The organism is Clostridium sp. BNL1100, from assembly GCF_000244875.1.
GTDB lineage: Bacteria > Bacillota > Clostridia > Acetivibrionales > DSM-1351 > Ruminiclostridium.
The window spans coordinates 4,397,149-4,418,312 of the sequence record NC_016791.1; the positions used below are offsets into that span (position 1 = coordinate 4,397,149).

A 21,164-nucleotide genomic window follows, 5' to 3' on the forward strand; every position below is an offset into this window, starting at 1 on the left:
TGGGCTGTTTTTTATCAACAAACCATACTATAGCTTTATATTAAAAATACGAGATAATGCTTCGAGTAAGTGTGATAAACTAATTTCATCCCCCCTAAAGGTGTGAGCAAAAGACTGAATTGAAAATTCTCAAGCTTTAGTAATACAGCCTTTTAGAATTATAATCTAACAGACATCAGAATATGGAAACCGGAAGAAATTTTAATTTTAGGGGGGTTAATTCTTTGGAAATTATTCAAATATTAATAACACTGGGTATACTTATGGTTCTGGTTATACCTATGGGAAAGTATCTTTCCAAGGTTATATCAGGTGAGAAATCCTTTATAGATCCATGCTTTGACAGGATTGACGGAGTAATATACAAGCTTACGGGGATTAAAAAGTCTGAAATGAACTGGAAGCAGTACGCTGTTTCCCTTGTTGCAACAAATTTGATAATGGTATTACTTGTGTATATACTTTTCAGGCTTCAGGGAGCTCTTGTACTGAATCCTAGCGGAAATAAAAGCATGAATCCGCTGCTTGCTCTTAATACTGCCATTAGTTTCATTACAAATACCAACCTCCAGCATTACAGCGGAGAATGGGGAATGACTTACTTTACTCAAATGGCAGCGGTCACCTTTTTAATGTTCACATCAGCTGCATCCGGGTTTTCAGTTGCAGCTGCATTTATTCGTGGTATTACAGGCAAGTCGGAAACTGTCGGTAATTTTTTCGTAGATATGGTACGTGTCATTACGAGAGTTCTTTTGCCCCTTTCAATTATAGTAACATTGATTCTTGTATGGCAGGGCGTACCACAGACATTAGTGGGAACTAAAACTATAACTACCTTGCAGGGAAGTTATCAGGATATTCCCCTTGGCCCGGTTGCCAGTATGGAATCCATTAAGCATTTAGGTACAAACGGAGGCGGATTCTTCGGGGCAAATTCCGCACATCCCTTTGAAAACCCGACTCCTTTTTCCAATTTGATTGAAATTATATCTATGATGTTAATTCCCGCATCACTCGTTTATGCCTTTGGTATAATGCTCAAAAACAAAAAGCAGGCGTGGGTATTATTTGCCGCAATGTTGGTTTTATTTCTGATATCTTTACCGGTATGCTATTTTTCTGAAGCAGGAGGTAATCCGATTCTTGCTGATGCAGGTCTCTCCCAGTCAATGGGTAATATGGAAGGAAAAGAGGTAAGGTTTGGAATAGGCCAATCCTCACTTTTTACTACCGTAACTACAGCATTTACCACAGGTTCAGTTAACAACATGCACGACTCTCTTACACCGCTGGGGGGACTGGTACCACTGTTCCAAATGATGCTTAATGTTGTGTTCGGCGGTGAAGGCGTTGGCTTTATGAATATTATTATGTATGCGATATTAGCTGTTTTCCTTTCCGGGTTAATGGTAGGAAGAACTCCGGAATTTCTGGGAAAGAAAATAGAAGGCCGGGAGATGAAATTAATTGCTATAGCCATTCTTATTCATCCTTTTATAATCCTTATGCCTACTGCAATATCACTTATTTCACATCAGGGACTGTCGGCAATAACCAACCCGGGATTTCACGGATTATCGCAGGTTCTTTATGAGTTTACGTCATCAGCAGCTAACAATGGTTCAGGGTTTGAAGGTCTGGTGGATAATACACCATTTTGGAACATTCTAACAGCCATTGTCATGTCTGCAGGTCGTTATCTATCAATTATTATATTACTTGCAGTTGCAGGTTCTCTGGCCTCAAAAAGGCTTATACCCGCCGGAATCGGTACTTTCAGAACAGATAAAACTATTTTTGCTTTTATTCTTGTGGCTGTAGTACTTATTGTAGGAGCATTGACATTTTTTCCGGCACTGGCTTTAGGCCCTATAGCCGAGCAACTAACGTTGGGAAAGTAGGAGGATGGAGTTTATGAATGAGAATTTAAAAAAGAAAAAAAGTTGGATAACTAAGGACATTTTAAAAAATGCAGTAAAGGATTCATTTAAAAAGCTTAATCCTAAAGATATGGTAAAAAACCCGGTCATGTTTGTAGTAGAAGTTGGATTTATTATTACTTTGGTTCTGACTGTCTTTCCAAACCTACTTGAGAAAAATGGAAATTCCTTGTATAACGGAATAGTTTCTGGAATCTTATTTATAACCCTGCTTTTTGCTAACTTTGCCGAGGCGGTTGCCGAGGGCAGAGGGAAAGCTCAGGCTGATAGTATGAAGAAAACTAAGAAGGATACCAAAGCAAAGCTTGTAGACAAAAGCGGCAGCATTAAAATTTTAAGCTCCAATGAAATAAAAAAAGGAGATATCGTTTTATGCGAACCCGGGGATATCATTCCAAATGACGGTGAGGTTGTGGAAGGCCTAGCATTCGTTGATGAATCGGCCATTACAGGGGAATCTGCTCCCGTTCTTAAGGAAGCAGGAGGCGACTTTAGCTCTGTAACAGGCGGAACTAAAGTAACCAGCGACTGGCTTAAAATCAAAATAACAGCGACCCCCGGAGAATCCTTTCTTGATAAGATGATTAGCCTTGTAGAAGGTGCTTCAAGGCAGAAGACGCCCAACGAAATAGCCTTATCAACAATTCTAATAAGCCTTACCGTAATTTTTTTGATTGTAGTTATAACACTCTACCCAATGGCTCATTATGCGGGTGTAACAATCTCCGTTTCGTCTCTAATTGCCTTGCTTGTCTGCCTGATACCTACCACCATAGGAGGTCTTTTATCAGCCATTGGCATTGCCGGCATGGACAGGGTAACACGTTTCAACGTTATTGCTATGTCAGGAAAAGCCGTTGAAGCCTGTGGAGACGTGGACACAATGATACTCGATAAAACCGGAACTATTACCTATGGAAACAGGCTGGCGGCGGAGTTTATTCCTGTAGGCAAGTTCACCCAGGAAAACATTGCAAGGTTTGCTGTAATTGCCTCCTTGAAGGATGACACTCCGGAAGGCCGTTCTGTTGTTGAATTGGCAGCTAAACAGGGAATCAATATTGACAAATCAGAGTACGATAAAGCCGAAAATATAGAATTTACAAGTCAGACACGGATGAGTGGTCTAAATCTGCCCAATGGAACCCCGGTAAGAAAAGGTGCTTCAGATACTATCCAGAAGTACATTTCGGAGCTTGGAGGAACTGTGCCTGAGGACCTTCAGCCAAACGTTGATAAAATTTCAAAACTTGGGGGAACTCCTCTTGTTGTATGTGTTGACAAGGAGATAATAGGAGTCATATACCTGAAAGATACTGTTAAGCCCGGCCTTGTTGACAGGTTCCAGCGTTTGCGTCAAATCGGGATAAAAACAATTATGTGTACCGGGGATAATCCCCTTACTGCGGAAACAATTGCAAAAGAAGCCGGAGTTGATGACTTTATAGCAGAATGTAAGCCGGAGGACAAAATAGACGTAATTAAGCGTGAGCAGGCTCTGGGAAGGCTTGTGGCAATGACCGGTGACGGAACAAACGATGCCCCTGCTCTGGCACAGGCTGATGTTGGTCTTGCCATGAACAGCGGTACTGTAGCCGCAAAGGAAGCCGCCAACATGGTGGACCTGGATTCTGACCCCACAAAGATTATTGAAGTTGTGGAAATCGGGAAGCAACTCCTTATTACCCGCGGTTCATTAACAACCTTCAGCATTGCAAATGATGTTGCAAAATATTTTGCAATTATTCCGGCTATGTTTACATTATCAATACCACAAATGAGAGTATTGAATGTAATGGGGCTTTCCACTCCCAATAGTGCAATTCTGTCGGCACTGATATTTAATGCCGTTATTATACCTGCACTAATTCCTATCGCCATGAGGGGTGTTAAATATAAGCCTATGAGTGCTGAAGCTATGCTTGCTAAAAATATGCTGATTTACGGATTAGGCGGGATGGCAGTACCCTTTATAGGAATTAAATTGATAGATGTTTTAATAAGTCCTATTCTGAAAGCTTTAAATTTGGGTTAATGTGTCAAGGAGGTACTTTATGAAATTACTTTTACGAGCTGTAACAATAACTATTGCTTTATTTATAATTTGTGGATTAGTATATCCGCTTGCTATGACCGGGATAAGTCAGCTGCTATTCCACCATGAGGCAAACGGCAGTATCATGGAAAACAACGGTAAGCAGATTGGTTCCGAGCTGCTGGGCCAGAGTTTTACCGATTCAAGATTTTTTCACGGAAGAATTTCCGCAGTTAACTACAATACTTATAATTCAAAGGATAAAACTGCTTATTCCGGGCCTGGTTCAGGGTCCGCCAATCTTGCACCGTCCAACCCTGAACTTGTAAAACGTGTAAAAAAGGATATCGATGCCTTTTTAAAGGCCAACCCGGAAGTAAGAAAGGAGGATATTCCCACCGATTTGTTGACAAGCTCCGGCTCAGGTCTTGACCCGGATATAAGTCCCGAAGCAGCCAGAATTCAGATACCTGCAATTTCAAAAGCCACAGGTATTAGTATAAGTGATTTGGAGAAAATTGTAGAGAAGTATACTACCGGAAGGACTCTTGGCATATTCGGTGAACCGAGGTTCAACGTTCTTAAAGCAAATATTGAGATATCAGAGAAAATAAAGTAATATAAAAAACTGTCCGTGGATATACAATCTTCCGGGCAGTTTTTGTCTGTGTACTATAAATCGTTGGGAATTACATGAACTTCTATATTCTTTGTCTGTTTTAACAATTTTGTAACCGTTGAGCCCCGTAAAAATGTTTGAAGCTTTGTCCTTCTGGAATGACCTATAATTATCTGAGTTATATGCCTTTCATGTGCAAACTTGGCAAGCTCGCCGGATACACTTTTGCCTTTTAGTCTCTCAACCTCTGCTCCAAGCTGTCTTGCAAGCTTATGGTAATTTTCAAGCATTTCAAGCTGTTTGGGCGTGGTTTTTGGGGCAAAGGTATTTGTACAATCTACACTAACCACCAGCCATTCACACTTGTACCTTCTGGCTATTCTAGCCCCTCTGCGTATAAGTTTCTTTGCAGAAGGACTCGAACCGATACATACCATTACCCTTTCAACAATCCGCCAGTTATCTTTTATACCATGCTCCTTCATGTACTCTTCGAGTTCTTCGTCCACCTCTTCGGCTGTCTGACGCAGAGCCAATTCCCTGAGAGCATTCAGGTTTCCTTTTCTAAAAAAGTTTTTCAGGGCCTGAGGTACCTTTTCCAGATTATATACATTTCCTCTTTTAAGCCTGTTTTGAAGGGCATCGGGAGTTATGTCAACAACAACGACTTCGTCAGCTTTTTCTACAATATAGTCGGGAATAGTCTCCCTTACGGCTATGCCGGTTATCTGCCTTACCACATCGTTAAGGCTTTCCATGTGCTGAATATTTAGGGTTGCTATTACATTGATCCCGCGACAAAGAATTTCTTCTACATCCTCATAACGCTTTTGGTTTTTTGAACCGGGGACATTAGTATGCGCAAGTTCATCAACCAGCACTATCTGTGGTCTCCTTGCTATTATGGAATCTGTATCCATTTCTTCCATAACTACGCCATTATATTCGATCTTCTTTCTAGGTATTATTTCAAGTTGTCCGATTTGCCGGTCGGTTTCTTCTCTTTGATGAGATTCAACATAGCCGATGACAATATCCTTTCCCCTCTTTGCCCTTCTGTTGCCTTCATTGAGCATAGAGTAGGTTTTACCGACTCCCGGTGCATAACCAATAAATATTTTCAGCTTACCCCTGTATTCGTGATTACATTGCTTTAATGCTTCTTCAGGAGTAATACGCTTAAATTCTTCACTCATGCTAAAAATGTATCCTTTATTTCTTATTCTCAACTACAAGGCTTTTCGCCACAACATTCATTCTCTGGATATTAAGTGCTGTCAAATGCTTTATCTGTTCACTTACTTTTTCCTGTACCTCTCTTAAAAGAGGCTTAATCATATAACCGTAAATCAGAACCAGATCCATCTCAATATATATTCCATCCGGCCTGTTCTCTGCTCTGAATCTGGATATTTTTGACACACCCGGGATATTTGCAGTTACATACTCAACTATCTGGTAAATTGTATAATCCGATATGGTATAATTTCCCATATAACTGAATGTGGGACGAACAACGGATTTTTCTCCTACCAGCTGATAGCTGCCTTTTCCTTTTCGTCTGAATATCTGAAGCGGGTCAAGAAAATAACCCGAGAAATCTTTCTTTATTTCGAAGGTTGGCACAGGTATGACATGCTTTCCCTGTTCCCGTCTTGTTGCCAAAGCCTGTTTGATTTCATATTCGCTGGCAACATCGGTAATATATACTTTCTCATCTACAGGGCCTATCCCAAGCCTTTCAGCTATGGTTTCTACCATCCCGTCGGAGGTTCCCAGAATTAGAAGTGCTTGTGCATTGTAGAGAGTAAGTGCGTTTGCTACGTCTTCCGTATGTTTTTTGTCCGTGAATAAAGCCCTTTTAATTGAGGCAATCTTAGTGCTTTCCTTTTTTGCTGAAACACCTGCAATAATCTGATTGCCCTTTATAAGAAGCCCGTCATCTATAATAAAATCAGTTCCGCGTTCTCTGGCAACCCATGAAGCTCTGTGGCTTTTGCCTGTCCCACTCGGGCCTACAAATCCTATTACTTTCAAAAAGTACTCCTCCTAAGAATTTCCCGTTTATTTTATTATTTTGTACTTACTTAGTGTATCCTTGTTATATTAATATAGCACAAAATGCGTAAAAAGGGAAAAGAGAGTCACAAGACTCTCTTTTCTTTTCCCCGGACATTCTTCTTTTGTAATTTTGTTTTTTGTCTTTGGTAAGTAAGTTATATTTTGTCATTTGTACATTTAAAATAAGCTATATTAGCATATTGCCAATACATGTTATTTATTATCAATATATTGTAATTACACAATATATTGTATTTATATACCGACTTTTTGTCAATATATAATGACCTCAAAAGGTCTAGTACTATATTACTATTTTTCCCGACGTTTGTAAATATTATTCTTTACTGTCTGTTTTTACCATTACAATGGAGCATATGTCACATCCATTACATAAAACAACTTTTCCTGAAAAAACGTTTTTTATAGTATCAAGAAGCTTCTTATTTTTAAACCTCTCCCAGTTGTGAACTATAATGTTTCTGGGAGCCAGTGTTATCAGAGAACTAACCAAAAGGTCGTCATGGCTTATATCTGCCTCAGACAGCTCAGTTACAAATTCCTGAATACATTCATTGGTTATTTCATGCTTTTTTTCATCTAAAAGCATGTAGTTATCATCATACTCCATAACAACATGAACAACGTCAAATTTGGAATCCTGTATTTCAACGAAATATTTCAAAAGCCTTATAAACTCCTTGTATTCACGTTCAATTAAAAAATCATCAACTGCATTATCAATAATTTCTTCCAGCTCTTTGTTATAATCTTTTAATCTGAAATTTACAAATCCGTCAAGTATAATACTATTAGAACCTTCAAAGTATTCTAACAACTTCTTTACAATGAGATTTCTTCTGCGTATTTGAAATAGTGTATTAAAAAAAACCTTGTCATCATTTCTAATAATCTTCTTACATATTTCCAATATTTCCCGTTTATCCATAGAATTAAAATAACCATAGTTGCTGTTTATTATCCTGATTAGAAGACGTTCCTCATACTGCTGTATTATATAATCCGCAAGTGCATTAGATATATGGTATTTTAACAGCTCATACTGACTGGTTTTTTTTGAAAACAGTCCCTCCTCCTCCAAATTGCATAGGACGGAAGTTGCACCTTCAATATCAACCACTTTTATTGAGTAATTAATTCTTTTTTCCTTTAATTGCTGAAGTTCTTGATCTATATGCTGTATAACGTTTTCTGCGCTATCATTAACTCCGATTGAGAGGTATTGATACTGCATCAACTTCACTTCCCTTCGTGTGTAGTATATGTTTTCGTATAATGTTGTATTCAATAGGCGTTTAGCAGTTTATTCTAAGTTATGTTACATTATATGCATCGCATATTTTATAGGTACTACACACATTAAGATTTATTTGTATGGTAACTATTCCTGAGTAACGGGAATGATTGTCCCTAAATCAGTCAAATGTTCATCTTTAATAATAACCATGTCCACAGCTTTTAAACTTAAAAAATCATTTATTTCTTTATAATTTTTATGAAGAGTTATATCTCCCGTAAAAAGCAGTTTATTTTTTGATATCAATCCCGTTGCTCCTCCGATAAATCCCATATCAAAAGGTTCAAGCTTAATAGATTTATCCGGCTCGATTAAAAGCACATCCAGTCCTACTCCTGCCGCTTTCCTGTAGATCTCTCGGTCTGAGGTTATAATGCTTTTACTGTCAACAACACATGTAAGACACTTGGAGTACCCCTGTTTTACATGTATCAGGCGGATTTCCTGCTCCTCCAGCAGCTTTTTAATAATAGGGTCCGTGTATTTAGTATTATGAAATGCAAAACTTCCTACCCTTGCAACATTGTAAGCAATAGTTCCCGGATATTTGTTTTGAAGGAAAGTTTCTCCCTTTATCATTTCAAAGCCTTTTTTGCAAAGAAATTCCATTATCTTTAATGGTGTGTTAGGTGCATATACGATAATATTTCCCGAAATATGGTGAAACATAATATCAGGATGGCATGATACGGCAGAATATACGTCCGGATGTTCAAATACCGGGATTATCTCTATATTTCTATTTTTTAATTCATCAATCAGTTTTTTTGGAGCTCTCGCATCCAATAAAACGCAGGAAACATTTCCATCCGGAAGGTTAGGTATTTTGACTATTTTCATATTTTCCTCTCTTATAACCTTTTATCTTAAGTTAAATTTTAGTATCACACATATTTTTAAAATTTCATATTATACTAAAGAAAGAATCTTAAAATCAAAAATCTTCATATTCCAGTACTAACTGCTCTGCGAAAGCGGACAGTTATTCAAATACACCGCATTTCCAAAAACGGAGATGCGGTTATTTTATTTATGGTATCTTTTTTCCACTGAATAAAATCTGTTTATTTAATAATAATATAGAACTGTAACAGAATCTAATTAAATTTTAAAAAAGAAGGGAGTTGGTAATATGAGAACACCATTGGATAGAGTTGCATTAGTACTCATTATAATCGGAGCTCTTAACTGGCTTTCTGTAGGGTTATTCCGCTATGATCTTGTAGGTGCAATTTTTGGACCCGCTTCACTAATTACAAGAGCAATTTTTGTTATCGTCGGTATTGCAGGACTGTACAGCATCAGTCTTCTTTTCAGGGAAAATGATCAAGCTGTACGTCAGCAATAATCAATCAAAGTGGCGTGTTTACGCCACTTGATTTCGGGAAGAGACAGCAAGTAGACATAAATTTCCGTTATATTTTAAGTAATATTGCAAATTATATTAGTACACCGGTAAATCACAGGTGAAAATCACAAAGGAGGAATTTAATTATGGCTAATAACAATAGTAATAACAGACCTTCAGGATTTGAAAACTTGAAATATGAAATAGCTTCTCAGGTTGGTGTAAACCTCAAAGAGGGCTATAATGGTGATTTAACTTCAAGAGAAGCTGGTAAAGTCGGTGGAAATATCACTAAGAGAGTATTCCAGGTATTTAGGGATCAACACCAGAATCAGTAAGAATGAATTTTATGCTGAGTAATAAATAAATAAAAGGATGCCCGTCTTTTCTGACGTGCATCCTTTTATTTTAAAATTAACACTATAGTACTTTATTACTTGATAATCTTTATATATAATTTATATAAGTTAGTACATCACTTTTGCACGGAATATAATCAGCAGAAGTTCCTATGTATTTCCAAATATAAACGATAAGGAAACAACACTATGACCGACTTTAAATCCATTTTGTCCAAGAAAATAACCAAGAGAGTACTAATCCTTGCAGCATTCGCACTTCTGATATACTTCATGCGGGGTATGGCGAACATGTTTCTGCTGACCTTCATATTTGCATATCTGGGGTATACCGCACAAAGCTACGTATTTAAACGGACTAAAATCATTAATTCAAGACTGCTGAAGGCAATAATAATAACCTTTTATCTTGTGGCTGTAACATTGGCTGTCCTGGTACTTTACAAGTATATTCCGGTAATTATATCGGAGCTTAAAACCCTCATAGTGCAAGTAACAACCTTTTATAATATGACTTACGAAAACGATACTCTGAACTACATTATTTCATTATCAAAAGAAATCAAGATTTCTTCCTATATACGGGATAATTTTGAAGTTCTCTATAAATCAATTTCAAATATAGGTAAAATAGGTTTTGACTTTGTTATGGCAATTGTGCTTAGCTTGTTCTTTATATTGGAGAAAAATAGAATTGTCAGATTTACATCAGGTTTTAAAAACAGCAAACTGTCTGTAGTTTATGATGAGCTTTCATTCTTTGGACGTAAATTTCTCCAGTCTTTCGGAAAGGTAATACAGACTCAGATAACTATTTCATTCATAAATGCCATTTTATCCATGATAATGCTTTATATACTCAAATTTCCGCAGATTTTCGGACTTGGCTTCATGATTTTTGTTCTTGGCCTCGTCCCTGTGGCTGGCGTCGTAATATCCCTTCTTCCGCTTTCCATGATAGCACTCAGAATCGGCGGGCCTACGATGATTCTTTATGTTTTGGTACTGGTTATAATACTTCATGCTCTTGAAAGCTATATTCTTAACCCAAAACTCATGTCCCAAAAAACAAAATTGCCTGTGTTCTATACATTTGTGGTATTAATAGTTTCAGAGCATATACTGGGAATATGGGGGCTTATTATAGGTATTCCGATTTTTATATTTATACTTGATGTTCTGGAGGTTAAAAATCCTGATGCAGCTCCCGCTACATCAGATTCAAATAACGATTAATGGGGTATACTTTCCTTATTATATAAAAAACTTTAGGAGGCAATACAATGGCAAAATACAATGTTATGTCTGTTCTGACAAATAAAAGAGTGCAAAATGTAAATCTAATGCAAAATGTTCTCACTGAGTCCGGCTGTATAATTAAAACCCGACTTGGTATACATGATGCAAGCGAAGACAACTGTTCAAATGAGGGCCTTATAATACTTCATCTGACAGGCTCTGACGATGAAATAGAGAGACTGGAAAGCAAATTAAATGAAATTCCGGGCGTAAAAGCCAAAAATATCCTGCTAAGCTCGGAAGATGCATAGATTAATTTATTCTATCAGGGGGGAAATTGGGTGGCTGAACCAAAACGCTGCAAAGAGTGTAACTGCACCTTCCAATATGTAAACAGTGAACAATTATGTTTTAGCTGTAGTCAGAAAAACGATTCCGAATTCCGGAGGATTAAAGAATTTTTAAAGGATAATCCAAAGTCATCGGTCAGTATGGTAGCAACTTCTCTTGATATAAGCGTATCCCATATACAAAAGTTTATTGATGAAGGAAGGCTGGAAATTATCGACAAGTGACAGGAAAATTCAGGTATATTGTTACTAATAGCTTATGTACATTTAGCCGATAAATAAAATGAAAACACAATTATTTTAAGGGGTGCCAATATGGATATTTTTGAACTTATTGCATATCTCAAGGAAACTCAAGGCTACATAGAGTATTCTTTTTATAAACATTCATCTGAAATTATGAACGCTATTTCCAACAAAGGTATAGATGAAGTATTAAATATTATTTCCATGAGAGAAATTAAAAAAGGGGCATATGAATGTGTTACCACATGGGAAGTTGATAACAATTCCTGTTTCAGCAAAACTGTAATAATTGACATATCCAATGAAATGCTTTATATTACCGAAACTCTGGATGGTGCCGACAGCCAGTCAGCCAAAGCAGATTTGGTTTCAGATTTTGATGTGCTGAAGGAATACTCGGAAATTATAGATTTAATGAAGACCAAACAATTAAACAGTATTGAAAAGGAGCTACTTACAAAAGTCGTTGCTGCGTTTTTCAAATAATACATAATGCGATTTCACCTTGATGCAATGAAATTAGCACGGAGTTTTGCACTAAATTACAGTTAGTGCAAAGCTCCTTTTTCATAAAAATACTATTTTTCAGTTGGTATTTATATATGTTAGAATAGGTTCTGATGAGGTGATAAAATGATTTCTGCTATCCAAAATACAGACACATTTATCTTGAACTTTATACAAAACAATCTCCACTCAACTTTTATGGATAAAATCATGCCGGTAATTACTTTTCTGGGTGACAACGGTATGGTTTGGATTGTTATTGCTATTTTACTTGTAATTTCAAAAAAATACAGGACAACAGGCCTTATGCTCATAGGTGCATTGGTAATCTGCCTGATTATAGGCAACCTTACCTTAAAGCCTGTTATTGCGAGGGCACGTCCCTGTTGGGTTAACACAAGTGTACATTTACTGGTGTCATCCCCAAAGGATTATTCTTTTCCTTCAGGGCACACCATGTCTTCCTTTGCAGCGGCTGTTGTTCTTTTCTTAAGAAACAAGAAGTTGGGAATATGGGCCTTACTTGTGGCGGCTATGATATCCTTTTCAAGGCTTTATCTCTATGTTCATTATCCTTCCGATGTAGCTGCCGGCTTGGTTCTGGGAATTGCAGCTGCTTATTTGTCTGTTAAAGCCTTACCAATAATATGGAATCTGTTTAACAAAATAGTTAAAACCCGGCCATAAGGCCGGGTTTTTGGTTTATTTTGGGCTAACTTCCTTTTCTATTTGATTTTCCACATTGATGGAAACCTGACTTTTACTACTCTCTGCTGTTGCCAAAGAAGGGCTTGCAGCAGGGATTATCGCCGTTATAGGTAAAACCGGAATAAATACCGGAGTATTTCCGCTGCCATCAGACAGTACAATTATTCCGTATTCATTTTTATATATTATCCCTGTAGCATGTACATTTGAACCTGTATATATTTCAACATCAGTTTTACCGTTTAAATATTCATAATATGCCGTTACAATATCCGTATCGTATCCGGGGGTGAAAGCAGGTACCGGCAGATATGTAAAAGAAGGATTGTATACCGTACCATCCCCGGTGTATATTGCCGTAATAGAGTTAAGGGGAATTGTTTGCTCTTGTCCGTTGTCCATTACTATGAATAATGCTCCGTTTTTTGCAACAGGAGAAGCAAACAGCTGATAAGGCGTACCTGTTATGGAGGAAGCAGTTAATCCTTTAGTAAACACAGTTACCGTATTGGTAGGATAGAACATTATAATCTGCTGTATTATGTGTGCCAACTGTGAATAACAGAAGTTTGTTGCTGAATTTTCTGACGGAGTGCCGGTATATGTAAGCATCAGTTTGGGGAAATATGGCTCCCATGAGATATTATCTGTGCCAAACTGAACAACAGTAGTCCCGTCGGAATTAGTTAATGCTAAGCCATTGTTTGCAACAGTTCCGTTGAGCCAACTGTTTACCAAAGCTGTTATGTCTATCTCAACTGTTTTATAAAGGTCGTTTGTTGTAACATTAACCTGTGATTGCGTAGGTGTATAAGCCGGCCGTGTATTATAGGTCACTGTAGTTCTGTTGAAAGGTTCCATTACTGTATTTACCACAACAGGACTGGGATTGGTACCGCTTTTTACAATAACAGCCAACTGAAGCACAGCACTGTCAACAAAATTTACGGGCAACGACGGCAATGCTATTTGCATCAAACTTATACAGTTCTGATACTGTGTGTCAGTACCTGAATAAATGGTGGGATATACCGAGAAGTTAATAGTAGGCTGTGCAGAAGACACAAATGTCGTGCTTGGAATATCCACTACAACGGTTGACATAATACGATTCCTTCTTTCATATTTGTTGTATTACTTACATAATATGATTAAAAGAATACTATTATGAGTATTATTTTTCTTTACCTGTTTTCTTTAAGGTATTTTCAATCTCCTTAACTGCCTGCTCCTTGGTATAAGTTTTTGCAATATATCCTTGCATTATCTCTCCAAACTTCTGATGGAAATCGTCTTTTACATAGTTTATATACATATCTCCAACCATATTGTCCTTTTTATAGGTCTCAAACTCCTTAGCAATCTGCATTTTTGACATATCTGCGCCATTTACAGGCGGCATTACCTTGGCAATTTTAGAAAACCACTTCTTACCATAGTCAGAAGTAAAAAGCCAGTTATACAAATCCAAAACCTCAGATAATGCGGGTGAATCCTTATATATCCTCGTAGCCTGCTCGGTTCCCGCAACAATAAATGCATTTAAGGTTTTATCATCTACCGGATATCCTGTAACTCCCAGCTTCATTTTGGGATTAATATTTAAAATATCGGATTCAGCCCATGAACCCTGTCCTATAATCATAGCTGCCTTTCCCATGGCAAAATCAGCTAGCTCTGCTGACAGGTCTGTTTCAAGAGGCTTTATGTCCCCATACTTTACTGTTAAATCAATAAATTTAAAGAAATTATCATTAATAAGGGGATACGTTTCAAATTTATCTTTTCCGGAAGTAAAATTCTTTACAAGCCCTTCAACGTCATCCGGCTTTGAAGCATCCATGAAATGCATAAAAACATGCCTGAACACCCATACCTCCTTATATCCCGTTGAAAAAGGCTGTACACCCATAGATTTCAGCTTCTGAGCCGCAGCTTCAAGCTCAACCAAGGTTTTTGGTACAGGTATTTTGTTCTTATCAAACAACTCCTTGTTGTATACCAAGCCATACACATTTTCCTTGATAGGAAAGCCATAAACCTTACCTTTATATGACATATTCATTCTTACCTCGTCTGTCATAGCTTTTGCAAGGGGTTGGCCTGTTAGGTCATAGGAGTATTTTGCATATTCCTTAATTTCACTGCCTGCGGAAGTTGTAAATACATCAGGCATATCACCTGACTTAATCTTTGTTTTAAGCATTTGAGAATAATCCGACTGAACTGTTTTTAAGTTTACTGTTAAGTTTGGTTTGTTCTTTTTGTATTCCTTAAGGTACTCATTAATTGCATCAACATATTCGGGGTTATTAACAAAAATATTGATCTCTGCTGATTTTGACTTGGATGCCATTGATTTTTTTGAGGCAGTACCTTGTGAAGGCATCTTAGGCGACGGTTCCTCCTTTTTACATCCTGTCATCATACTTACAGTCAGAACAAAAGCCAATATTAAAGACAATAATCTCTTATTCATCGGTATTTCTCCTTTTTATCCCTTTATCAAGTTTAATATAATCAACATAATGGATTTTTATGCAGTTAAAGGTGCTTATCAGATGTATTTTTTGCCCATATTAATCCACCGTTGTGGTAAAATACATCATATAAATTAAAATATAAGAACATCAGAATATTTTTTAGGGAGGTCGTATGCAAACTTTTAAAAAATTTATCAGGTTTTACAAACCTTATAAAAAACTGTTCTTCATTGATATGCTCTGCGCACTTATTGCCTCTGCCATAGACCTTGCTTTCCCACAGATATTGAATCTGCTGACAAAAGGTGTATTCACAGGTAGCTCTGCTCAAATACTTCGTTCACTGTGGATTATCGGGACAGGGTTAATCGTAATGTATATAGTCAGATATTACTGTCAGTATTTTATAACCTCTTGGGGACATATAATGGGTGCCCGTATGGAAAGTGACATGCGGCAAGAACTATTTGACCACTACCAAAAGCTGTCTTTTTCATACTATGATAAAAACAATACAGGAGAAATGATGTCAAAGCTCATTTCTGATTTATTTGATATAACCGAACTGGCCCATCACGGCCCTGAAAACTTTTTCATATCTGCTATAAAGATAATAGGTTCGTTTATACTGCTGGCAATGATTAATGTCCCGATGACGCTGATTTTGCTTGTTATTACGTTAACTATGGGTATTTTCAGCCTTTTCAAAAATCGAAAAATGCGTTCCGTATTTTTCGATAATAGAAAAAAGATTGCAACCGTAAATTCACGTTTACAGGACAGCCTGTCAGGAATCAGGGTTGTACAGTCCTTTGCAAATGAAGAAATCGAAAGGGACAAATTCGGCGAAAGCAATCTGAAATTTCTGGATTCCAAAAAAGACAGCTATCTTATAATGGGAAGCTTTCATGCCGGAAATTCCTTCTTTCAAGGGTTACTTTACACTGTAGTACTTGTCAGTGGAGGGTTCTTTATAGCTAAAGGTACTCTGAGAGCAGCAGACCTTGCTATTTATGCCCTATATATAGGTATTTTCCTTAATCCTCTTGATGTCCTCATAAACTTCACAGAAGCCTTTCAGAAAGGATTTTCAGGCTTCAGGCGTTTCCTTGATGTAGTGGAGACCAAGCCTGAAATAGTGGACAGAAAGGGTGCAAAACCTTTAGTTAACCCACGGGGAGATATCAGCTACAATAATGTTTCATTCAGGTATGAGACGGACTCAGAGGTACTGGATAATGTAAACATAACCATAAAAGCAGGAAAAACTGTTGCTTTTGTTGGGCCTTCCGGAGGAGGAAAAACTACTTTATGCTCTCTTCTCCCAAGGTTTTATGATGTTACCGACGGACAAATCACAATCGACGGAAAAGATATTCGGGATGTAACTCTTAAGTCCCTTAGGAATTGTATCGGAATTGTTCAGCAGGATGTATACTTATTTGCGGGAAGCATCCGTGAAAACATTGCATATGGCAAACCAGACGCATCTGATGAAGAAATAATCCAAGCTGCCCGGAATGCCAATATACATGAATTTGTCATGAGCCTTGAGGATGGATATGATACCTACGTAGGGGAACGAGGTACACGTCTTTCAGGGGGACAAAAGCAGAGAATAGCCATTGCCCGTGTATTTCTAAAGAATCCGCCTATTCTTATTCTGGACGAAGCCACCTCTGCGTTGGATAATGAAAGTGAGCGCCATATACAGGTTTCACTTGAACATCTTGCAAAGAACCGTACAACGATAGTAATAGCTCACAGACTTAGTACAATCCGGAATGCCGATGAAATAATAGTTATAGATCAAAGTGGAATTCAGGAAAGAGGTACACATGATACTTTACTAAAGCAGGACGGTTTGTATGCCAAGTATTATAACATGCAATTCGAAGGTTTAGGTGAGTAAAGTTTTTTCTGTTTTAACACTGATACTCCCGTATAAAATTGTATCAATGATTGCTTCCAAGCTTCCATTGATACAATTTATACTCGCGTACAGACCAAAAAAGATAAAAATTAATTTTGCAACGTTTTATCATGTGGAGGATGCAAGCCTCTTCTCACCGGTAATTTCCTGTATTGGCTTGATATCCTGTGTAACCTCAATAGTCCCCAGATATTCACCTTTGGCATTTCTAACTGCAAAATACCGGATATACACAAATTTATCTCCCATCCTTATCCAAAAGTCCTCATGATCTTTTTTACCGGAGCTAAGATCCTCTACAATTTTTTCTACAATATGAACACTTGCCGGAGGGTGACAGTTTTTCACTTCCCTGCCTATGATGGCTTTTGTTCTTGCAAATATCCTTTCCTTGCCCTGCGTAAAGTATTTTACGATACCATCCTTGTCTACAAAGGTCATATCCAGTGGAAGTGTATTCAAAACTGCATTAATTTCATCGGGAGACATAATTCCCGCATCAAACTTTACATAACCATTATTTGAAGGTTCCTCACCTTCTTTTTCTACCTTTTTTTCCACGTTCACCTTAACAGGCTTCCATTTAACAACGTTATCCAAAAGGCAGTACCCGATTTCACTACTACCCTCTTCAATTATAAACCATTCGTCCTCAGACAATGTTTCCATGACCATTGGAAAAAGTATATTCTCTTCCTTAAAAATCATCTCTTTTACTCTTACTGCCGTCTCTTCCGCCTTGTCTGCCAACTGCTCCCTGTTTACACTGCTATAGTCCGATAAAAGTGTCTTTACGTCCTTTATTGCATCTCGTATTTCATCATCAACTCCCCACATTACCTTTGGAGGTGCTGTGATCTGGTATTTCTCCATAAACGGAAACAAAAGATTTTCTTTTCTTGAATAGTGCTTGTCTATTTCCCAAAGCTTTTCAAAGTCATTTCTGAGATTTTGTATATTATCATGTGTATCCTGACTTCGAAATTTTTCAATGTCTGTCTTGATTTTATCAATCAGACTTTCTATTTTTTTATTTTCAAGCTTAAAAGTGTGAACAGGGTGTCCCGGCGCATCCTCTGCCTTTTGAGGCCTGTGAATTTCTTCGATTGAACCCTTAAAAACTGCCGCATGAACATCACAAAGCCTTTGTACCTCTTCCACAGGCATTCCGTCCATCATAAGGGAATGTTCCATTTCGGATATTTCAGTAGGAGAAACTCCTTCGATAAGTTTTTCAAAGCGCTCTTTAACTTCATCTACACTTTTACCGCTGTGCAATTCTGAAATGAGTTCTTTTAAAACCTTTTGCCTGTATTCCCTGTTATTGATTACTTCGCTCATAAATACCAACCTTTCATTCTTTAATGCTAAAGCCCTTTCCTGCAAGTATATCTTTTAGCTTTTGCAGCTCTATACCCTTCATAGCAGCTCCCTTGGGTATTGTCATAATACGCCCTGCAGTATTTAACATACCCGGTGCAGTAATATTCTCAAATCCCATTTCTTTAAGAATACCTACCATTTCCGGATATTCCTTGCAGATATCATGTACGGATTTTGATAAATCAATTACTTTTGACATAATAGCCACCTACTTCCAGTCTATAAAAACCAATAATATGTATTAATTATTTCCATATTTATGCAATATTATTAGTATTCATGAAAATAAAAACGGCCGTTAAAAGCAAATCTCAAATTGCTTTTAGCGGCCTCTATCCTATAAGGATTAAAGACATACCTTTTGTTTTGTTTCACCTTCAATTTTTCCAATACCGTAACCGTAGCAAAAAGATTGGTACATACTTGTTACTATAAGTGAATGTAAGCAGTCTCTTTCTTCTTCATTAAGCCCCATATCCATTGTCCGCATAAAATTTTTGGTTTTATCGCGAGCAATAAGCTTTATAGCCTCTCTCGTACCTGCCAGATCCTTCTCAAGTTTTTCTTTTCCCTGATGCAGGTAGTCTTTTATGATGGTTTCAAATGTTTGTGATGGTTGCACCTTGTTAGTATCTGCCATTTTAGCCTCCATGTCTCAATACCTAGATAACGGTACTTTTGTAATATTTAATAATATTACTAAGTGTTTCCATGACATGGATTTCCTATACATTCGCTTCATCTGATACTGCGCTTTTAATAATCTTCTTTACGCTTTTTTCAAATTTTGTCCTTGCAAGCATTACCTGGTGGGCACAGCCCACACATTTTATCCTGAAATCAGCTCCGGTACGAATTATCTCCCATTGCTTGCTGCCACAGGGATGCTGTTTTTTCATTTCAACTATATCACCAACTGAAAATTTATCAGGCATGTTTCCATTATTCCTTTCATTCCGGCCTTATGAGTCGTGTTCTGTCAAAAAACTCAAGCCCGTTTTTCTCAAACTCTTCCTTTATTTTAAGACGTATGTGCCGTTCAATCTCCCACTGTTCATTTGGAAGTGTACGTGCCGTAATCCTTAGATTCATGCTTTGTTCACCAAGACTGGTTATTCCCAGTATGGACGGGTCTTCTGTAAATTTGTCAAATTCCTTTTTAACCTCATCACATACCTTTTTCGCAATTTCAGTAACCTTAGCCATATTACTTGAATAGGCTATTGGAATATCAACAATAACCAGTTTGTTGTCTCTGGTGTGATTAATAACCTTTCTTATTTCGCCGTTAGGAATAATATACAAATCTCCGGTATAATTTTTCAGCCTCGTAACTCTAAGTTCCATATGTTCAACTGTACCTGTGAGACCTTCAATAGTTACCGTATCCCCGACAGCATACTGATCCTCAAGAAGTATAAAAAACCCTGAAATTGTATCCTTCACAAGACTCTGGGCCCCGAATCCCAAAGCAACACCTCCTACACCCGCTGCAGCCAGTATTGCTTTTAGGTCAAGTATCCCTGATAATATTGTGAGTAACGCTCCTATATATACAGTATATTTGAATATGCTTATAGTCAACGTTGAAATAGTATCGATTCTTTTATCATCAATCTTAAACTTTAATTTCTTTTGTTTATCGAAAAGCTTTTTTATTACTACTCTGCCTATTTTGACTAACGCAAATGCAACTATCAGCACTATGACTGTTTTAAGTAATATCATTGCGGGGTCGTAAAAATCTCCAAGCAGATATTCAAGCCTTTCTTTTACAGTCCCAAGCATCCTTTCCCTCCGCTTCCGTGTTTACAAAAACTATAACGTGTTCTTCGGACTATTTTAACATACTGAAACAAGCCTTTCAAATAGCTTTAAATGCGTCCGGTCCTTTCTCCACAAATTCTCTGGATGCCACTGCACACTCAGGACAAATTTCTTATTTTCATTACTTATTGCTTCAATAATACCATCCTGGGAGCAAGCATTTACCGTAAACCCCGGGGCAACTTCACTGACAGCCTGATGATGAAATGAATTAACCTTGAGGCTATCCTTGCCAAAAACATTGTATAAGCATGATGGTTTGTATATATTAACATCGTGTATCTGAAACCATCTTGGAGCCTGCTGACTGTGCTTTAACAATGTGTTTCCCTCGCTGCACTCAACGTATATGTCCTGGTAAATGCTTCCTCCTGCTGCAATATTCATTATCTGGCAGCCTCTGCAAATACCAAGAATAGGTTTATCCATAGCTATGGCCTGTTGTGTGAGAAAAATCTCCATGCTGTCCCGGATTGGTGAAATCTCGTTTGCATATGGCATATTGCCTTTACCAAAATATGCAGCATCGATATCCGGGCCTCCTGAAAGTATAAATCCGCTACATATATCCAAGTATTCAACCCATGCACTTTTTTCTTCAGTTACAGGGATTATAACGGGTAAACCACCGCATTGAATAATTGCCTCATAATAATCATCCTTCAAAGTACTGATATTTTTGTCATAATCAAATGCAGCAGTAATTCCAATTATCGGCTTGCCCTTATACATTTTTTCATCCCCCATCTTGATATTTGAATTTTCTGTCGACGAATAAAAACGGTCTTCCTCTGACTATAGGGAA

23 protein-coding genes are annotated in these 21,164 nt (G+C 37.5%); 11 read left to right on the plus strand and 12 right to left on the minus strand.

Annotated features, from left to right (window positions below):
• Window positions 1-224: 224 nt before the first annotated feature.
• The 3 genes from kdpA to kdpC are packed head-to-tail and all read left to right on the plus strand — an operon-like array spanning window position 225 to window position 4,597.
• Window positions 225-1,904, plus strand: coding sequence for a potassium-transporting ATPase subunit KdpA (gene kdpA, locus CLO1100_RS18970; RefSeq protein WP_014315389.1), 1,680 nt, complete (start codon window positions 225-227; stop codon window positions 1,902-1,904).
• Window positions 1,905-1,917: 13 nt separating this feature from the next.
• Window positions 1,918-3,978, plus strand: coding sequence for a potassium-transporting ATPase subunit KdpB (kdpB, locus tag CLO1100_RS18975; RefSeq protein WP_014315390.1), 2,061 nt, complete (start codon window positions 1,918-1,920; stop codon window positions 3,976-3,978).
• A gap of 19 nt (window positions 3,979-3,997) precedes the next feature.
• Window positions 3,998-4,597, plus strand: a complete 600-nt coding sequence (kdpC, locus tag CLO1100_RS18980) for a potassium-transporting ATPase subunit KdpC (protein ID WP_014315391.1) — start codon at window positions 3,998-4,000, stop codon at window positions 4,595-4,597.
• Between the two features lie 53 nt (window positions 4,598-4,650).
• On the opposite strand, the gene CLO1100_RS18985 is transcribed toward kdpC, so the two are convergent.
• The 4 genes from CLO1100_RS18985 to CLO1100_RS19000 all read right to left on the minus strand — a co-directional run bounded on the left by CLO1100_RS18985 (window position 4,651) and on the right by CLO1100_RS19000 (window position 8,816).
• On the minus strand, window positions 4,651-5,793 hold the full coding sequence (locus CLO1100_RS18985; RefSeq protein ID WP_014315392.1) for a universal stress protein: 1,143 nt from the start codon (window positions 5,791-5,793) through the stop codon (window positions 4,651-4,653).
• Window positions 5,794-5,809: 16 nt separating this feature from the next.
• Entirely contained in the window at window positions 5,810-6,634 is an 825-nt protein-coding gene (locus CLO1100_RS18990; protein ID WP_014315393.1) for an Asp23/Gls24 family envelope stress response protein, read from the minus strand.
• A gap of 361 nt (window positions 6,635-6,995) precedes the next feature.
• On the minus strand, window positions 6,996-7,913 hold the full coding sequence (gene ytxC / locus CLO1100_RS18995) for a putative sporulation protein YtxC (RefSeq protein ID WP_014315394.1): 918 nt from the start codon (window positions 7,911-7,913) through the stop codon (window positions 6,996-6,998).
• Window positions 7,914-8,060: 147 nt separating this feature from the next.
• Window positions 8,061-8,816, minus strand: a complete 756-nt coding sequence (locus CLO1100_RS19000; protein ID WP_014315395.1) for a DUF6873 family GME fold protein — start codon at window positions 8,814-8,816, stop codon at window positions 8,061-8,063.
• Between the two features lie 292 nt (window positions 8,817-9,108).
• Between CLO1100_RS19000 and CLO1100_RS19005 the strand changes: the two genes are divergently transcribed.
• The 7 genes from CLO1100_RS19005 to CLO1100_RS19035 all read left to right on the plus strand — a co-directional run bounded on the left by CLO1100_RS19005 (window position 9,109) and on the right by CLO1100_RS19035 (window position 12,712).
• The gene (locus CLO1100_RS19005) at window positions 9,109-9,324 is read left to right on the plus strand and encodes a DUF378 domain-containing protein (RefSeq protein WP_014315396.1); all 216 of its coding nucleotides are present in this window, start codon (window positions 9,109-9,111) and stop codon (window positions 9,322-9,324) included.
• Between the two features lie 146 nt (window positions 9,325-9,470).
• Window positions 9,471-9,662 carry an alpha/beta-type small acid-soluble spore protein gene (locus CLO1100_RS19010; RefSeq protein WP_004618309.1) on the plus strand — a complete coding sequence of 64 codons (192 nt, stop codon included), beginning with the start codon at window positions 9,471-9,473 and terminating at the stop codon, window positions 9,660-9,662.
• 210 nt (window positions 9,663-9,872) lie between these two features.
• On the plus strand, window positions 9,873-10,919 hold the full coding sequence (locus tag CLO1100_RS19015; RefSeq protein ID WP_014315397.1) for an AI-2E family transporter: 1,047 nt from the start codon (window positions 9,873-9,875) through the stop codon (window positions 10,917-10,919).
• A gap of 47 nt (window positions 10,920-10,966) precedes the next feature.
• Window positions 10,967-11,233, plus strand: coding sequence for a hypothetical protein (locus CLO1100_RS19020; RefSeq protein ID WP_014315398.1), 267 nt, complete (start codon window positions 10,967-10,969; stop codon window positions 11,231-11,233).
• 30 nt (window positions 11,234-11,263) lie between these two features.
• A complete protein-coding gene (locus CLO1100_RS19025) occupies window positions 11,264-11,497 on the plus strand; it encodes a MerR family transcriptional regulator (protein ID WP_014315399.1) in 234 nt (77 codons plus the stop codon).
• Between the two features lie 90 nt (window positions 11,498-11,587).
• The gene (locus tag CLO1100_RS19030; protein WP_014315400.1) at window positions 11,588-12,004 is read left to right on the plus strand and encodes a hypothetical protein; all 417 of its coding nucleotides are present in this window, start codon (window positions 11,588-11,590) and stop codon (window positions 12,002-12,004) included.
• Window positions 12,005-12,151: 147 nt separating this feature from the next.
• On the plus strand, window positions 12,152-12,712 hold the full coding sequence (locus tag CLO1100_RS19035) for a phosphatase PAP2 family protein (RefSeq protein WP_014315401.1): 561 nt from the start codon (window positions 12,152-12,154) through the stop codon (window positions 12,710-12,712).
• 15 nt (window positions 12,713-12,727) lie between these two features.
• Here CLO1100_RS19035 and CLO1100_RS19040 read toward each other — a convergent pair whose 3' ends face one another.
• Both CLO1100_RS19040 and CLO1100_RS19045 read right to left on the minus strand, forming a co-directional pair.
• Entirely contained in the window at window positions 12,728-13,837 is a 1,110-nt protein-coding gene (locus tag CLO1100_RS19040; RefSeq protein WP_014315402.1) for a DNRLRE domain-containing protein, read from the minus strand.
• A gap of 70 nt (window positions 13,838-13,907) precedes the next feature.
• A complete protein-coding gene (locus CLO1100_RS19045) occupies window positions 13,908-15,212 on the minus strand; it encodes an extracellular solute-binding protein (RefSeq protein WP_014315403.1) in 1,305 nt (434 codons plus the stop codon).
• Window positions 15,213-15,388: 176 nt separating this feature from the next.
• Between CLO1100_RS19045 and CLO1100_RS19050 the strand changes: the two genes are divergently transcribed.
• Entirely contained in the window at window positions 15,389-17,128 is a 1,740-nt protein-coding gene (locus tag CLO1100_RS19050; RefSeq protein WP_014315404.1) for an ABC transporter ATP-binding protein, read from the plus strand.
• A gap of 129 nt (window positions 17,129-17,257) precedes the next feature.
• Here CLO1100_RS19050 and CLO1100_RS19055 read toward each other — a convergent pair whose 3' ends face one another.
• The 6 genes from CLO1100_RS19055 to CLO1100_RS19080 all read right to left on the minus strand — a co-directional run bounded on the left by CLO1100_RS19055 (window position 17,258) and on the right by CLO1100_RS19080 (window position 21,091).
• Window positions 17,258-18,490, minus strand: coding sequence for a DUF438 domain-containing protein (locus CLO1100_RS19055; RefSeq protein WP_014315405.1), 1,233 nt, complete (start codon window positions 18,488-18,490; stop codon window positions 17,258-17,260).
• A gap of 13 nt (window positions 18,491-18,503) precedes the next feature.
• Complete coding sequence (locus CLO1100_RS19060) at window positions 18,504-18,731, minus strand: DUF1858 domain-containing protein (protein ID WP_014315406.1); 228 nt, start codon at window positions 18,729-18,731, stop codon at window positions 18,504-18,506.
• A gap of 147 nt (window positions 18,732-18,878) precedes the next feature.
• Window positions 18,879-19,172 (minus strand): hypothetical protein, encoded by a 294-nt coding sequence (locus tag CLO1100_RS19065; protein ID WP_014315407.1) that lies wholly within the window; start codon window positions 19,170-19,172, stop codon window positions 18,879-18,881.
• 85 nt (window positions 19,173-19,257) lie between these two features.
• Window positions 19,258-19,467, minus strand: a complete 210-nt coding sequence (locus tag CLO1100_RS19070; protein WP_014315408.1) for a DUF951 domain-containing protein — start codon at window positions 19,465-19,467, stop codon at window positions 19,258-19,260.
• Between the two features lie 16 nt (window positions 19,468-19,483).
• Window positions 19,484-20,320, minus strand: coding sequence for a mechanosensitive ion channel family protein (locus CLO1100_RS19075; RefSeq protein WP_014315409.1), 837 nt, complete (start codon window positions 20,318-20,320; stop codon window positions 19,484-19,486).
• Window positions 20,321-20,374: 54 nt separating this feature from the next.
• Window positions 20,375-21,091 (minus strand): gamma-glutamyl-gamma-aminobutyrate hydrolase family protein, encoded by a 717-nt coding sequence (locus CLO1100_RS19080; RefSeq protein ID WP_014315410.1) that lies wholly within the window; start codon window positions 21,089-21,091, stop codon window positions 20,375-20,377.
• Between the last annotated feature and the right edge of the window lie 73 nt (window positions 21,092-21,164).